Annotated in this window: 13 protein-coding genes and 1 riboswitch; all 13 genes read right to left on the bottom strand. The window is 44.5% G+C overall.

Translation table 11 applies throughout. The features are described 5' to 3' along the window. Positions 1–92 precede the first annotated feature (92 nt). Positions 93–1,352 carry a F390 synthetase-related protein gene (locus tag QZ169_RS01755; RefSeq protein ID WP_295504494.1) on the bottom strand — a complete coding sequence of 420 codons (1,260 nt, stop codon included), beginning with the start codon at positions 1,350–1,352 and terminating at the stop codon, positions 93–95. Further along, on the bottom strand, positions 1,321–2,148 hold the full coding sequence (locus QZ169_RS01750; protein WP_295504492.1) for an MBL fold metallo-hydrolase: 828 nt from the start codon (positions 2,146–2,148) through the stop codon (positions 1,321–1,323). The genes QZ169_RS01755 and QZ169_RS01750 overlap by 32 nt, the downstream gene beginning before the upstream one ends. Next, positions 2,123–3,154: an NAD(P)-dependent oxidoreductase gene (locus QZ169_RS01745; protein ID WP_295504491.1), complete on the bottom strand. Its 1,032-nt coding sequence runs from the start codon at positions 3,152–3,154 to the stop codon at positions 2,123–2,125. The genes QZ169_RS01750 and QZ169_RS01745 overlap by 26 nt, the downstream gene beginning before the upstream one ends. A 201-nt stretch (positions 3,155–3,355) precedes the next feature. After that, positions 3,356–3,967 carry a 30S ribosomal protein S4 gene (rpsD, locus tag QZ169_RS01740; protein WP_002899562.1) on the bottom strand — a complete coding sequence of 204 codons (612 nt, stop codon included), beginning with the start codon at positions 3,965–3,967 and terminating at the stop codon, positions 3,356–3,358. A 262-nt stretch (positions 3,968–4,229) separates the two neighbouring features. After that, positions 4,230–4,952, bottom strand: a complete 723-nt coding sequence (locus tag QZ169_RS01735) for an ABC transporter ATP-binding protein (RefSeq protein ID WP_295504488.1) — start codon at positions 4,950–4,952, stop codon at positions 4,230–4,232. After that, positions 4,952–5,950 (bottom strand): ABC transporter substrate-binding protein, encoded by a 999-nt coding sequence (locus tag QZ169_RS01730; protein ID WP_295504486.1) that lies wholly within the window; start codon positions 5,948–5,950, stop codon positions 4,952–4,954. Before QZ169_RS01730 ends, QZ169_RS01735 begins: the two co-directional genes overlap by 1 nt. 44 nt (positions 5,951–5,994) lie before the next feature. Continuing rightward, positions 5,995–6,774: an ABC transporter permease gene (locus QZ169_RS01725; protein ID WP_295504625.1), complete on the bottom strand. Its 780-nt coding sequence runs from the start codon at positions 6,772–6,774 to the stop codon at positions 5,995–5,997. An 89-nt stretch (positions 6,775–6,863) separates the two neighbouring features. Continuing rightward, positions 6,864–6,965, bottom strand: a riboswitch (TPP riboswitch). Positions 6,966–7,049: 84 nt separating this feature from the next. After that, positions 7,050–7,673 carry an HAD family phosphatase gene (locus QZ169_RS01720; RefSeq protein ID WP_295504484.1) on the bottom strand — a complete coding sequence of 208 codons (624 nt, stop codon included), beginning with the start codon at positions 7,671–7,673 and terminating at the stop codon, positions 7,050–7,052. Positions 7,674–7,778: 105 nt separating this feature from the next. Then, positions 7,779–8,054, bottom strand: coding sequence for a Veg family protein (locus QZ169_RS01715; protein ID WP_002894239.1), 276 nt, complete (start codon positions 8,052–8,054; stop codon positions 7,779–7,781). Between the two features lie 2 nt (positions 8,055–8,056). Continuing rightward, positions 8,057–9,412, bottom strand: coding sequence for a replicative DNA helicase (gene dnaB, locus QZ169_RS01710; protein WP_295504482.1), 1,356 nt, complete (start codon positions 9,410–9,412; stop codon positions 8,057–8,059). Positions 9,413–9,438: 26 nt separating this feature from the next. Continuing rightward, the gene (gene rplI, locus QZ169_RS01705) at positions 9,439–9,891 is read right to left on the bottom strand and encodes a 50S ribosomal protein L9 (RefSeq protein ID WP_002894242.1); all 453 of its coding nucleotides are present in this window, start codon (positions 9,889–9,891) and stop codon (positions 9,439–9,441) included. Next, positions 9,888–11,909 carry a DHH family phosphoesterase gene (locus QZ169_RS01700; RefSeq protein WP_295504480.1) on the bottom strand — a complete coding sequence of 674 codons (2,022 nt, stop codon included), beginning with the start codon at positions 11,907–11,909 and terminating at the stop codon, positions 9,888–9,890. Before QZ169_RS01700 ends, rplI begins: the two co-directional genes overlap by 4 nt. Before the next feature lie 157 nt (positions 11,910–12,066). Beyond that, complete coding sequence (gene mnmG / locus QZ169_RS01695; protein WP_295504479.1) at positions 12,067–13,974, bottom strand: tRNA uridine-5-carboxymethylaminomethyl(34) synthesis enzyme MnmG; 1,908 nt, start codon at positions 13,972–13,974, stop codon at positions 12,067–12,069. Positions 13,975–14,028 lie beyond the last annotated feature (54 nt).

Raw genomic sequence — 14,028 nt, 5'->3', positions numbered from 1 at the left:
CCTTCTTGTCAGACTTGGGGCTTCTCGACAGCTGGGTAAACTGCCAAAGCGCTTCAGCCACCAATTCATATGTTTGCCAAATTGGGGCATTCTTAGGCCCGATAGATGCGTTTCAGCTTACGGCTTCTGTCCCGCTGATAATCTTCAAAAGAAATAGCTGGCATAAGAAAGTCTTTATCAGTCGCCAAGTTTTGAAACTGCTGGACAAGCTCGTCTTCTCGATGCTGACTACGATGTTCGATAGCAATGGTCAGCGTATAGTCCTGCTTCTGAGCTACCTGATATTCTCCAATCCCATCAACTAAGAGCAGACAACGGCGAATAAAGTCTGGAAAGACCTCCACCGACTGACCTGCGGCATTTTCAAAAATGAAAATATCATCCGAGCGCCCCTCAATCTTATCAATCCGTGTAAAGACCGAGCCGCAGGGGCAAGGTTCAGGATTTTCCACCAAGATATCATTCAGCTCATATTGAAAAATTGGCTGAGAAGTCCGCTTAAAATCCGTAATAATTGGGTAAAAGCGCCTATCATCCAAGTAGTGCTTATCTACATGGACAATGTCTTCGTTTAGATGAAGATTCCCGTAACTACAGCTGCAGGCTAGAAAGCCCTCAGTCGCTTGGTAGACCTGGTCCACCTTTTTCAGACCAAATCCTGCTTGAATTCTCTGCCGATCCGGCTCTTCCAAAATTTCTGCCACAGATACGACTTTGCTGGGGGCAATCTGCAAATTTCCAACCTGAACTTGTTTAGCCAGCTCCAAGAGCATTGATGCTGGCGCTACCAAAATCGTCGGCTGGTAAGCATTTAAGCGCTCTACGTGTTCTTCAGCTCCTTGGAAAGTATCAAAATACTCCAGAGAAATCAAGCCTGAATTGACAGTCTGATAGAGCTGGTTGTCTGCCCGAAGAAAGAAGGCAATTTTGTGCCCAAAGAGTTTGCCTGTAGGCAGCATCTTGGCCAAGATGGCTGCTGCCCACATACTCCGCTCCTTTTCAGTAGTGACAAATAAACCTCGGTGACCGGATGTCCCCGAAGACAAGCCGACAGCAATTTCTCCTATCATGGGACTGAAATCACGTGTCCTCTCGCTCTCCAGTGCCAAGGCCAATAACTCATCACGATTCAGCCCCTGAGTATTGAGTTCATTGAAATGCTCCATCATAAAGGCCTTATTCATCTTAAAATCTGCTGGAATACCTGATTTAAAATAAGGCGATTCCTGCTGCAGAAATTCCCGATAGGTCTCTAAAGCCTTGACTTGATAGCGTTCCAAGACCTGTCGATCCTTAAATCGATGCCCCCAGCGCATGACGCTAAAGGTTTTTAGAAATGTTCCTAGTTTCATACAAAATCTGCTCCGCTCTCTCAGCCGGATCATGACTGACTAGCACCTGATAGCCAACAGCAAGTAACTGCCGAAGCAGTGCCACACCGGCCATGTATTCTTTCTTGCTATCTTGGATGAGTGACGGCAAGAAACGCATCTGCTCCGTATACGGCAACAGATCCACGCCCCAGCACAAATCAGCCCCGATAAACAGATGATAATCTGGCAAAAAGAGACAAGCTTGACCAGCAGCATGCCCATCAACTGAGGCCAGATATAGACTGCCATCCCCAAACAAGTCGACTGTCTTGCGATAGAGGAATGCTTCTTGCACCTGATGAGGTTCCACCACTTCCAACCGACTCTCAAAATCCTGCGGAAGAAATTCCTTGAAAATAAGGTCCTTAAGCTTCCCACGCTGGTAAGTTTGGAAAACGGTCTTGGTCAGAATGAAGCGGGCCTTGGGAAAGAAAGCGGCTCCGCCGATGTGATCTGGATGCAAGTGCGACAAGATGACATAAGAAATATCTTCTGGCGCAATTCCTTTTTGCTCAAGCAGTTGATCCACACGCTCCTCTTCTGACATATCGACAGGCGTTCCTAGACCATAAAGCCAGTATTTGAAGTTGGGCTTCAGAATAGCTGGAGAATAGCCAGTGTCATAGAGAATATAACCTTTCTCATGATGCTTCAAGAGGAAAACGCCAGCTGGAAAAATTATTTTTTTCTTGGCAACTCCCTTAAACATTTGCTGCAAGTGACTGCTGCAGCGCCCAGGCTGAAGATACTCAATTTTCTCGATAATGTTGGACATATTTTGCAATCCCTTCACTGATTGTCAACTTGGGTTGATAGCCCAAATCCCTTACTGCTGCTGATATATCCAGCGTTTGACTGTAACGCATTAAGTAATAGGTGTAAAGAGTCAGAGGCGGCTCTTTTTCAATATGAAAGAAGCGATAAAAGCTTTCAAATCCCTGTGCCAGAAATCCTAGAAAAGCAGCGGGCAACTTAACATAACGTTTACGAACCTGTAAACCATCTAAAGCTTCATCCAGCATATCCTTGAATCTACGGGATTCTCCGTTGGTAATATTGTAAACTTGTCCTTGCGCTTCTGGAATTTCCAAAGCCAGACGAACAGCCAAGGCCACATTTTCCACACAAGTCATGTCCATCATTTGCTGACCATTTCTTATGAGTGGAATCGCCAGTTTTTGGCTTAAGCGCAGAATCCTAGGAAAGATACTGGTATCTCCAATACCAAAAAGCCCTCTAGGACGCAAGATAACCGATGGAACTTGAGGATAACTTCCGACAATCCGCTCAGCCATGAGCTTGCTTTTGATATAAAAATTCAGCTCATTTTCCTGAGGAGCAGCCTCTTCTTTGATAGCAAGCTGGTCACGCGCCGCAGCATAAACACTTGGCGAGGAAATATAGACCAGTCGTTGCACTCCAAAATGTCGGCAAGCTTCCATAACCAGCTTGGTTCCTACCACATTGGTCTGATAAAACTGCTCCCAGGGTCCCCAAATCGTTGAGAGGGCACCCGCATGTACCACTGCATCCACTCCTTCACAGGCTGCAAAAATTTCTTCTTCTCTGGTAAAATCACCAGCAAAAAACTCTACTAAAGGACCTTCTAACTGCCGACCAGCCTTCAGATTGCGGCCAAAAGCCCGCACCTGATAGCCTTGTTCAGCCAGCTCTTCAACAACATACTTTCCTAGAAAGCCAGTCGCTCCTGTCACTAGAACCTTCATCGCTACTCCTTTCATACAATTTTCTGTTTCTGTCTTGTCCCCATTATACACCATTTCAGCAAATCTTCCCTAAAAAAGCTGGAAAAAATCTTTACAGAGTGTCTCACCTGATTGGATGGGAGCAGAAAGAAATCAGATAATTTCCCAAAACAGCTGTCTCAATCCATTGACATTTTTTTAGTTGGAAATAGCTCCAATTAATTCATTTAGAGTATAAAAAAGAAGCCGGGAAACCGACTTCTGAACAAATACAAATTAAAGCATTTTGTTATAGAATTCAACGATAAGCGCTTCGTTAATTTCTGGGTTGATTTCATCGCGCTCTGGAAGGCGAGTCAATGAGCCTTCTAATTTTTCAGCATCGAACGATACGAATGCTGGACGTCCAAGAGTTGCTTCAACAGCTTCAAGGATTGCAGGCACTTTCAATGATTTCTCACGAACTGAGATTACTTGACCTGGAGTTACGCGGTATGATGGGATATCAACGCGTTTGCCGTCAACAAGGATGTGTCCATGGTTTACGAATTGACGAGCTTGACGACGAGTAGTCGCAAGACCAAGACGGTAAACAACGTTATCCAAGCGACGCTCCAAGAGAAGCATGAAGTTGAAACCAAGGATTCCTTCTTTGATTTTTGAAGCTTGAACAAACAAGTTACGGAATTGTTTTTCACCTACACCGTAAGTGAAACGAAGTTTTTGCTTTTCAGCCAATTGCAAACCGTATTCTGACAATTTGCTGCGGTTGTTTGGTCCATGCTGACCAGGTACATAGTTGCGGCGAGCCAATTCTTTACCTGTACCAGTAAGAGAAAGACCCAAACGACGAGCTTGTTTCCAAGATGGTCCTGTATAACGTGACATAAAAATGTCCTCCTGTAAAATATTTTTGAGGAAATAGTCACTTAGAAAGCCCTGATTCGTGCAGAACATTTTCGCCCAAACAGCTAAGGCTACTTTTATAGCTGATGTCCTGTTGACGAGCTCCATGCTTTCCTGCTGCTATTTCACACAAAGGCTATTGTACCATGAATAAAGTCAAAAGTAAAGAGGGTCAGACAAAAAATCAAGCACAGAGGCTTGATTTAAGTTGTTTCTTGAAAGCAAAGGAATTCAGGTAGTTGCTTCACACTCCCAAAATCTTCAAAATCTCCTGCTTGTATCGCAGCTTCTGCAATTCCTTATCCTCGCTGTCTGACCAGGTCAGCTGGAGATCTGCAACGATTTGCCCAGGCCGATTTTTCAGAATATAGATACGGTCACTGAGAGCCAGAGCTTCCTCGATGCTATGAGTGATAAGGAGAGTCGTCAGACCCAGCCTACGGTGAATATCCAGATACCAAGTGTGCAGCTCCATCTTGGTCAGCTCATCCAAGGCACTAAAGGCCTCGTCCAGAAGAAATAGCTTGTGGCCGAACATATAGGTTCGCAGCAGAGCCACGCGCTGCCGCATCCCCCCGCTCAGCTCATGTGGATACTTATCTGCCACATCAAAGAGCCCGAACTCCTTCAAAATCTGAGTTGCCTGCTCCGTCGCTTCCTTTTTGGATACCTTTCGGATTAAGAGGGGCAAGATGACATTACCCAACACCGTCTTGTGCTCCAGCAGCAAGTCCTTCTGCAGCATATAACTCACCCGGCCCTTGGGATTTTTCTGCCCGTCTAGGACAATCCTGCCCGACTGGACCTCCAAAATCCCCGCAATCAGATTAAAGAGGGTCGTCTTTCCAACACCGCTAGGCCCCAAGATTGCTACCACCTGACCAGTTTTCACTTCAAGATTGATGTCTTTTAAAATCTGCTGCTCATCATAAGCATAGCTTACATTTTCAAGTTTAATTTCTGTCATTATTTTATATAATCGTTGCTAAATCCCTTGTCACTCAAGTCATTGTCCACGATACCCTTATCCTTGGCCCATTTGTAAAAGGCATTCCAACGGCTAACCTCAAACTGACCCCACTTGTCCTTATCTGATGCATATTGCTCAGACAGATATTTTTGAGAAGCCAAAACAAAGTCACGTTTGTTTTTCAATTCTGGCGCATGCTTGATTAAAATATCCGCTGCTTCTTCAGGGTGCTCCATGGCATATTGATAGCCCTTCTTGATGGCCTGCAAGACCTTTTTCGCCTCGTCCGGATTCTTCTTGAGATAGTCATTATTAGCAATAATCACTGGAGAATAATAGTCAAACTCCTTTACATAGTCCTTCATATAAAAGAAATTAGTGTCCATGCCTTGCGTCTCTGCCATGATGCCGTCCCAACCATGATAAATCCAGGCCGCATCAAACAAACCATTTTCAATCGGCGTAATAGAGTTAGAATCGTTGTTAGGAACTTTTTCCACTTCATCAAACTGGCCGCCTTGGCTTTCAACCAAAGTTTTGAGCATGCCTAGCTCCACTGGATCATTCCAAGTGCCGTATTTCTTGCCAGCTAGGTCCTTAGGTCCAGTAATCCCTGCAGACTTCTTGGAAATAATGCCCGAAGTATTATGCTCTACAATGGCAGCGACAGCTGTGATTTCTGCGCCCTTATCCAGTTTTTTAGCCATAGAGTCCTGGAAGTAAATACCAAAAGGTGCCTTGCCGTTGATAATCAAATCCGAACTGCTATCTTCAGGCGGCAACTTGATATCCACATCCACGCCTGCTTCCTTGAAGTAGCCCTTTTCCTGAGCCACATAAAGGCCGGTATGGTTGGTGTTAGGTGACCAGTCTAGGATAAAATCAATCTTTTTATGCTTGCTTTCAGATGTAGATTTCGACTGACCGCAGGCCGCTAGGCCAACGATAGACACGGCAGCTAAACCTGCCAGCAGCATTTTGTAACTTTTTTTCATCATTATCCTCTTTTCTTTCTTTGGGAAATAGCAGAGCTGAACTCCTATTTCCACTTAATGACATATTTTTCACTGACAGCCACCAGCTTCATTCCCAGAAGGCTGATGACCGAAACCAATATGATAATAGCAAACATGGTGTCGTACTGGAAAAGTTTCTTAGACTGAATCATATAGACACCCAAGCCTTCAAAACCGCCCAGCCATTCAGAAACCACGGTCGTGATAAAGGCATAGGAAACACTGACCCTTAGACCCGCATAGAAATAGGGCAAACTAGCTGGAATCTTAAAATGCCAGAGAATCTGCCAGCGATTGGCCTGCATAAGCTCAAAGAGAGTCAGAGTATCCCGGTCACAATGCCGAAAACCGTCCAGAATACTGACGATAATCGGAAAAGTCGTCGTCAGAATAATGAGCACAATCTTGGGCAAAATCCCATAACCCAGCCAGAGAACCAGAATTGGCGCCAAAGCAATGGTCGGAATCGTCTGCACCACGACCATCATGGGATAAATCAGATCATTGAGCCAGCTCATGCTGTCCATGAGTATAGCTAGTATACAAGCCAAGATGACGCCCAAGACTAAACCCAACAAGGCTACTTTTAAGGTGGCCCAACTATGACCTGCTAGAAAGCTAGCATCTCTGATAAAGGCCTGACCGATTTCCAGTGGCGTCGGCAGGATAAACTTGGGCAAGAGCTTGAGCCAGCCCATGACCTGCCAGATGACAAGTACACCCAGCATCCCTAAGAGACCGATTTGCTGCCGCATCAGCCTTTGTAGTGCTTTCATTAGAATACTTTTCCTCCCTTCCTGCATTTTAGCGCTGCAATTCTTCAAGATATCACCATCGATAAAGATGATAAAAGAAAAGGCCCTTTCCGTATATGGAAAAGGCGCACAAATACCACATTTTTCGGTATGTTTCCTACGCTGGCATTACCCAGATCAGGTGCGGTCGAAGCTTACACTTCCTCTCAGACTGTACACAGACTCCCATATATAGAACTATGATAGCGCAATCATCAGCAAATGTCAAGGTTTGAGCTTGGGCTCACTCCTTTTCAACTATAAGTAAAGCAAACTATCATCAATCAGCCAAACTTCCCTTTCACAGCCAGCAAAGTCTCCATAGCACTGATATTCTCAGTCTCACTTGTGGATAAAATGGTTTCAAAGCCCAGTTCAGCTGCCGTATCTAAGTTAGCCTGAATATCATCAATGAAGACGGATTCTACTGGATTCAAACCATACTTTTTCAAGAGCTTTTGGTAAATCTCTGCTTCCGGCTTGACGACACCGACCTCTGAGGAAAGGATATAGCCCGACAGAAGTGGGTAAATGGGCAACAAACCAGCTTTTTCAATATGATAAAAAATCTCACAAGTGGTTGACAAGATATAGATTCGATAGCCCTGGTCAGCCCATAGCCGAATCCTTTCCTGTAAATCACTGTAAACATGCACAACCTCATACCAATGATAAAAGATATTCTTAATGGCGGAATGATAGGAAACGTCCAACTGAGCCAGGACTTCCTCACAGGCTTCTTTCAAACTCAGCTCTCCCTTGTCCGTCTGATGCCAGACACCCGACTCAAAAATGGCCTGTCTAAGAACTTTCTGCCGCACTTCCTCAGGTTCAAAATAGGTCAAGATTTTCTCAGAATTCCATTCAATCAGAACATTGCCCAAATCAAAAACTAAATTTTTAATCATGATGACCACCTGTTTTCTTTGCTTATCATCCTCTATATACGTCGATTTGACTGAGGAATTGCTTCAAATACTTCAAATATAAGTAAAAAGGCCCACCGGACCTTTCTATTCATCAAAATAACGGATGAGGTTCTTTTCTGTCAAAATGTCAGAATAAGTATAAGACTCCACATAGGTATTGGAGATTTCCCCTGGCTGACCGCCTTCATTGGAATATTCCACAATAAACAAAGACGGATAGACTTCAATCAGACGGCCTTGCTTGCTTTTTTGGCGCTTACGACCGTTTTCCAGCGTCATCTCAACGATTTGTCCTTCATGTGCCTTGATATCTTCTTTGATTTTTTTCATTTTTGCCACATCTGTAAATGCATCACTCATCTTTATTCGTCCTCTCTTTTGGAAATACTTGAGAATTTATTATACTCTTTCTGGAAAATTAACTCTACTGTACCACGCGCTCCACTCCGGTTTTTCTCAATAATGACTTCAACCTTGTTGTTAGGAATGCCTTCTTCCTCCTCACCAGCTCGATCATAATAATCATCCCGGTAAAGGAAGGCAACGATATCCGCATCCTGCTCAATGGAACCTGATTCCCGAATATCAGACAGCACTGGTCGCTTATCCTGCCGCTGCTCCACGCCACGCGAGAGCTGACTCAGCGCAATGACCGGCACCTTGAGCTCCTTAGCCAAGATTTTCAACTGCCGGGAAATTTCCGAAACCTCTTGCTGGCGGTTTTCGCGACCCGTTCCTGTAATCAGCTGCAGATAGTCAATCAAGACCAGCCCTAGATTCCCCGTTTCCTGGGCAAGCTTTCGAGCTCGCGAGCGAATCTCAGTAATCCGAATCCCCGGTGTATCATCGATATAGATACTAGCATTGGCCAGATTAGCTGTCGCAATGGTATATTTCTGCCACTCTTCATCTGTCAGTTTCCCCGTACGAATGGAGTGAGAATTAATGACCCCTTCTGAAGCTAGCATCCGGTCCACCAAGCTCTCCGCACCCATTTCCAGAGAGAAAATGGCTACAGTCTTATCCAGCTTGGTTCCGATATTCTGAGCGATATTAAGGGCAAAGGCCGTCTTTCCGACCGCTGGCCGAGCCGCCAGAATGATTAACTCTTCCTCATGCAGACCAGTCGTCATCTTGTCCAACTCACGATAGCCAGTCGCAATCCCAGTGATATCCGATGTCTGCAGAGACCGAGCCTCCAGATTGCCAAAGTTAAGATTCAGCACATCACGGATATTTTTAAAGCCACTGCGGTTGGCCGTCTCACTGACATCAATCAGAGCTTTTTCAGCTCCGGCAATAATTTCCTCTGAAAGCCGGTCGCCATCGTAGGCTTGATTGATAGACTCTGTCAGACGCGAAATCAGCCGCCTTAGAATGGCCTTTTCTGCAACGATTTTAGCATAGTACTCAGCATTGGCAGAGGTTGGCACAGAATTGACTACTTCCACCAAGTAGCTGAGACCGCCGATATTCTGCAAGTCACCCTGACTGTCCAAAATATTACGAACCGTCGTTGCATCAATGGCATCCCCGCGGTCAGCTAAGTCAATCATAGCCTTGAAAATCAAGCGATTGGCATACTTAAAGAAGTCGGCAGGCTCGATATACTCACGAACAAAGACCAGTTTGCTCTCATCAATGAAAATGGCTCCTAAGACGGACTGCTCCGCTAAAATATCCTGAGGCTGAGCTCGGAGTTCATCAATCTCTGCCATCGGTAAATCCTTCCTTCAAATCACTATTATCCTTCTTTAACCCGCAAACGAATCACCCCAGTTATATCCTGATAAATTTTCACTGGAACATCTATCAGACCAATGGAGCGAATCGGTGAGTCCACCTTAATATGGCGTTTGTCAATTTTGATGCCAAACTGCTTCTGCAGCTCTTCTGCTATTTTCTTACTGGTAATAGAACCAAAGGTACGGCCGTCCGGACCAACTTTTTCAGTAAATTCAACAAGAGTAGCTTCTTCTGCTAACTTAGCTTTAATAGCTTGAGCTTCTGCCACTAGTTCCGCGTGGGCTTTTTCTTCGGACTTTTGCTTACCGCGCAGTTCACCGATAGCCTGCGCTGTTGCTTCCTTGGCTAAATTTTTCTTAATCAGAAAATTTTGAGCATAGCCAGTCGGCATTTCCTTGATTTCGCCTTTTTTGCCCTTGCCTTTTACATCTGCTAAAAAAATTACTTTCATCCTTTTTTCTCCTCGTCTATTATTACTTCCTCTTTAATGACTTGGTCCATAATTTCTTGATTCAGCGACTGAAGGACCTCAGAAACTGTTTTACCTTCAATTTGAGCTGCCGCCAGATTGAAATGACCGCCACCGCCCAGCTTTTCCATAATTCGCTGAACATTGATTTTGCTGCGACTGCGAGCCGAAATAGACACATAGCCTTTGGTATTCTTGCTTACGACAAAAGTAGCTTCAATTCCTGACATGGAGAGCATGGTATCAGCTGCCTTACTGATGACAACTGTATCGTAAGTGTTCTCCTCTGGACCAGCTGCTACAATGACATTAGGCAGAATCTTCTTGCCGTTTAAAATCAGTTCATTAATCGCACGATATTCCTCAAAATTCGTAGCGGAAATGTCCTGAATCACAACACTGTCACTGCCCCGAGTCCGTAGATAGCTGGCCACATCAAAGGTCCGACTGGTGACTCGAGATGAAAATCCTTTGGTGTCAAGCATGATCCCCGCCATGAGAAGGCTGGCTTGCATCTTGCTAAGACGGTTCTTTTTAGAATTCTGGAACTGAATCAGCTCCGTTACCAACTCACTGGCACTGCTAGCCCCACTTTCGATATAGGCAATCACAGCATTTTCTGGAAAATCTTCATCACGACGATGGTGGTCGACTACGATAATCTGACTGAATTGATCAAAGAAATCCTTAGACAGAGTCAGAGAAATCTTGGAGTGATCAACCATAATCAAAAGCGAACGATTGGTCACCATATTTACTGCTTCAGAAAGTGGCACCAGATAGTCAGCCCCTTCCTGCTGGAGCTTTGTAATGGAGCGCTCAATGTCAGAAGCCATCTGAGACGGATCATAGACCACATAAGCTTTCTCAATGATATTACTAGCAAAGAGCTGCATACCAAGAGAAGAACCCAAAGCATCCATATCCAAATTTTTATGTCCGACTATAAAGACCTGATCCACACTCTTAATCTTATCAGAGATCGCAGTCATCATAGCCCGAGTTCGGGTGCGCGTGCGCTTAACAGCTGACGCCGTTCCTCCACCAAAGAAGATTGGGTTCATGTTGTCGTTATTTTCTTTGACGACAGCCTGATCCCCACCCCGAACTTCAGCTAAGTTGAGGTTAAGCAGGGCGACCCGACCGATTTCATCATGATTGCCATCACCATAAGAAAAGCCCATACTGAGTGTCAGCGACAGCTCTCGATTTTTAGCTTCCGTCCGAAATTGATCAATGATAGAAAATTTATTTTCCATCAGCTGTTCCAACACCGTGTAATCCGTAAAAAGATAGAACCGATCCATGCCTACCCGACGGTAAAACATGTGAAACTGCTCAGAAAATTCTGCTACGAAGTTGGCCACAAAGCTATTGATATGACTAATATCCGTGTCTGAAACGACATCTTCCAAATCATCATAATTATCCACCGAGATAATCCCGATCACCGGGCGCGTTGTTACCAGACCAACGGTGGCTTCGTATTCATTGGATGCATCAAAAAAATAAAACACACTGGATGCACGGTCCAAGTAAACCGAATATTTCTTGTCTCCAACAGTAGCATAATGACCAGAGTCTGAATAAGCAGCCTTCATGATATTCTTCAGCATATCAGCATCAAAATCGCCATCTTCGGTTGTAAAAATCAGTTCTGCATAGGGATTAAACCACTCTACATCACCATTATCTTCACTGATTTTAATGACACCAACTGGCATCTTATCCAGCAAGGAAGCGAGGCTTCCTTCTGCTTGATGATTGACATAATGAATCTGCTCAATCTCATCTAGCTCGGATACTTTCTGTTGCTGGATAAAAAGCACAATCAAAAGAGCCAGCACAAGCATGAGAGCAGCTAGCATGGCCAAACTATCACCAAAAAGCCTCAGACAGATGGCTAAGATTATAAAGGAAATTAGACCCGCCATCGCCAAGTGAATTGGGGCAAAACGAAATTTTTTCATCATAGACCTCTTATTCCGCCATTTTACCATAAATCCTAGAAAAAAGCGAATTTCTCCCAATAATCAAATCATTTAAGAAGGGTAAAGGAAGCGAAAAACAGTCTTTCAAAGTTTACAACCTTGTAAACCTCTTGTAAATTTACACAAAAAGGCTGCTTCCCAAAGGAAACTAAGCCTTTTACAAGAGTTACTTCGCTTGATTTTTAGAAATGCTTCTGGACTTGCCTTCTAGGTAAACCATCAAAATAGAAATATCTGCTGGATTGACACCAGAAATACGACTTGCCTGACCAATCGTTTCTGGATTAATTTTCTTGAACTTTTGCCGCGCTTCTGTCGCAATCGAATCAATATCATCCCAGTCAATATTAGCTGGAATCCGCTTCTCTTCCATACGCTTCATCTTTTCAACCTGATCAAGAGCTTTGGAAATATAGCCTTCGTACTTAATCTCTGTCTCAAGCAGCTCGATAATCTTTTCATCAAGCTCCTCTGCCGCTGGACCAATGAATTGAACCACATCTTGATAAGATACTTCCGGACGCCGCATAAATTCTTTGGCAGTTACCGCATCTGTCAGAGCTTTAAAACCAAGCTCTTCTACCTTGGCATTGGTTTCCTTGACAGGTTTTAGCTTGATCAATTCCAAGCGCTTCATTTCATTGTCAAATTGATTCTTTTTAATCTCGAAACGAGCCCAGCGCTCATCATCTACCAGACCAATTTCTCGTCCCATCTCTGTCAAACGCATATCAGCATTGTCATGGCGGAGAATCAAACGGTACTCAGCTCGGCTAGTCAAGAGTCGGTAAGGTTCTACTGTTCCCTTGGTCACCAAATCATCAATCATAACTCCAATGTAACCGTCACTGCGTTTCAGAATCAGCTCTGGCTTACCTTGGACTTTCAAGGCTGCATTAATCCCAGCGATAATCCCTTGACCTGCAGCTTCTTCATAGCCAGAAGTTCCATTGGTCTGACCCGCTGTAAAGAGCCCTGAAATTTTCTTGGTTTCCAAGGTTGCCCGTAACTGGTGAGGCATAATCATATCGTACTCAATGGCATAGCCTGTCCGCATCATCTCAGCATTTTCTAGACCTTTGATAGAGTGAACCAAGTCTTTCTGTACATCTTCTGGCAAACTAGTTGACAACCCCTGTACATAAACCTCTTCTGTATCACGTCCCTCAGGCTCTAAGAAAAGCTGGTGGCGTTCCTTGTCCGCAAAACGGACGATCTTATCCTCAATAGACGGGCAATAGCGTGGCCCCACTCCCTTGACTACTCCTGAAAACATAGGAGCCCGATGCAAGTTATTTTGGATGATCTCATGACTTTCTGCATTGGTATAAGTCAACCAGCAAGGCACTTGATCTTTCACATAGTCCTCATCACGAGACGTGTAAGAGAAATGATTGGCCTTTTCATCACCTGGCTGAATCTCGGTCACATCGTAATTGATAGATGAGGCCTTGACACGCGGAGGCGTTCCGGTTTTAAAACGACCAATTTCAAAACCTAGATCACGCAGGTTATCAGCCAAAGGAATAGCTGCCAGACTGTGATTAGGACCAGATGAATACTTAAGATCACCAATGATAATTTCTCCCCGCAAGGCTGTTCCAGTCGTAACAATGACGGCTTTAGCCGCATACTCCTGATGGGTCGCTGTCTTAACTCCAATTACTTTACCATCTTCTACCAAGATTTCATTAATCATGGTTTGCCGCAAGGTTAGATTTTCTTGATTTTCAACAGTCTTCCGCATTTCTTTGGAATAAACTTCCTTATCCGCCTGCGCCCGAAGAGCCCGCACTGCAGGACCCTTACCTGTGTTGAGCATCTTCATCTGGATATAGCTCTTGTCAATATTCTTGGCCATCTCGCCGCCCAAAGCGTCTACCTCACGGACAACAATCCCTTTAGCAGAGCCTCCGATAGATGGATTGCAGGGCATAAACGCCAGCATCTCAATATTAAGGGTTGCCAGCAGAACTTTACAGCCCATTCGACTGGCAGCCAGAGACGCCTCAACTCCGGCGTGGCCTGCCCCAATCACGACAATATCATAACTTTCAGTAAAATTGTGTGTCATTTTCTTTTTCCTTCGTTTTTTCACCAAAAAAGGCCAAGTCTCTAGAAGTGCGGG

It is taken from the genome of uncultured Streptococcus sp., assembly GCF_905372115.1.
Classification (GTDB): domain Bacteria; phylum Bacillota; class Bacilli; order Lactobacillales; family Streptococcaceae; genus Streptococcus.
Note: the sequence above shows the minus strand (reverse complement) of the source record. Positions and strands in the feature narration are given on the sequence as shown.

Coding starts and splice junctions, on each gene's coding strand:
- QZ169_RS01715 (WP_002894239.1), bottom strand. CDS start 8,054: ATGAGTGATGCATTTACAGATGTGGCAAAAATGAAAAAAATCAAAGAA.
- QZ169_RS01745 (WP_295504491.1), bottom strand. CDS start 3,154: ATGGTGTATAATGGGGACAAGACAGAAACAGAAAATTGTATGAAAGGA.
- rpsD (WP_002899562.1), bottom strand. CDS start 3,967: ATGTCACGTTATACAGGACCATCTTGGAAACAAGCTCGTCGTTTGGGT.
- QZ169_RS01750 (WP_295504492.1), bottom strand. CDS start 2,148: ATGTCCAACATTATCGAGAAAATTGAGTATCTTCAGCCTGGGCGCTGC.
- mnmG (WP_295504479.1), bottom strand. CDS start 13,974: ATGACACACAATTTTACTGAAAGTTATGATATTGTCGTGATTGGGGCA.
- QZ169_RS01720 (WP_295504484.1), bottom strand. CDS start 7,673: ATGATTAAAAATTTAGTTTTTGATTTGGGCAATGTTCTGATTGAATGG.
- QZ169_RS01730 (WP_295504486.1), bottom strand. CDS start 5,950: ATGAAAAAAAGTTACAAAATGCTGCTGGCAGGTTTAGCTGCCGTGTCT.
- QZ169_RS01735 (WP_295504488.1), bottom strand. CDS start 4,952: ATGACAGAAATTAAACTTGAAAATGTAAGCTATGCTTATGATGAGCAG.
- QZ169_RS01755 (WP_295504494.1), bottom strand. CDS start 1,352: ATGAAACTAGGAACATTTCTAAAAACCTTTAGCGTCATGCGCTGGGGG.
- rplI (WP_002894242.1), bottom strand. CDS start 9,891: ATGAAAGTAATTTTTTTAGCAGATGTAAAAGGCAAGGGCAAAAAAGGC.
- dnaB (WP_295504482.1), bottom strand. CDS start 9,412: ATGGCAGAGATTGATGAACTCCGAGCTCAGCCTCAGGATATTTTAGCG.
- QZ169_RS01700 (WP_295504480.1), bottom strand. CDS start 11,909: ATGGTAAAATGGCGGAATAAGAGGTCTATGATGAAAAAATTTCGTTTT.
- QZ169_RS01725 (WP_295504625.1), bottom strand. CDS start 6,774: ATGCAGGAAGGGAGGAAAAGTATTCTAATGAAAGCACTACAAAGGCTG.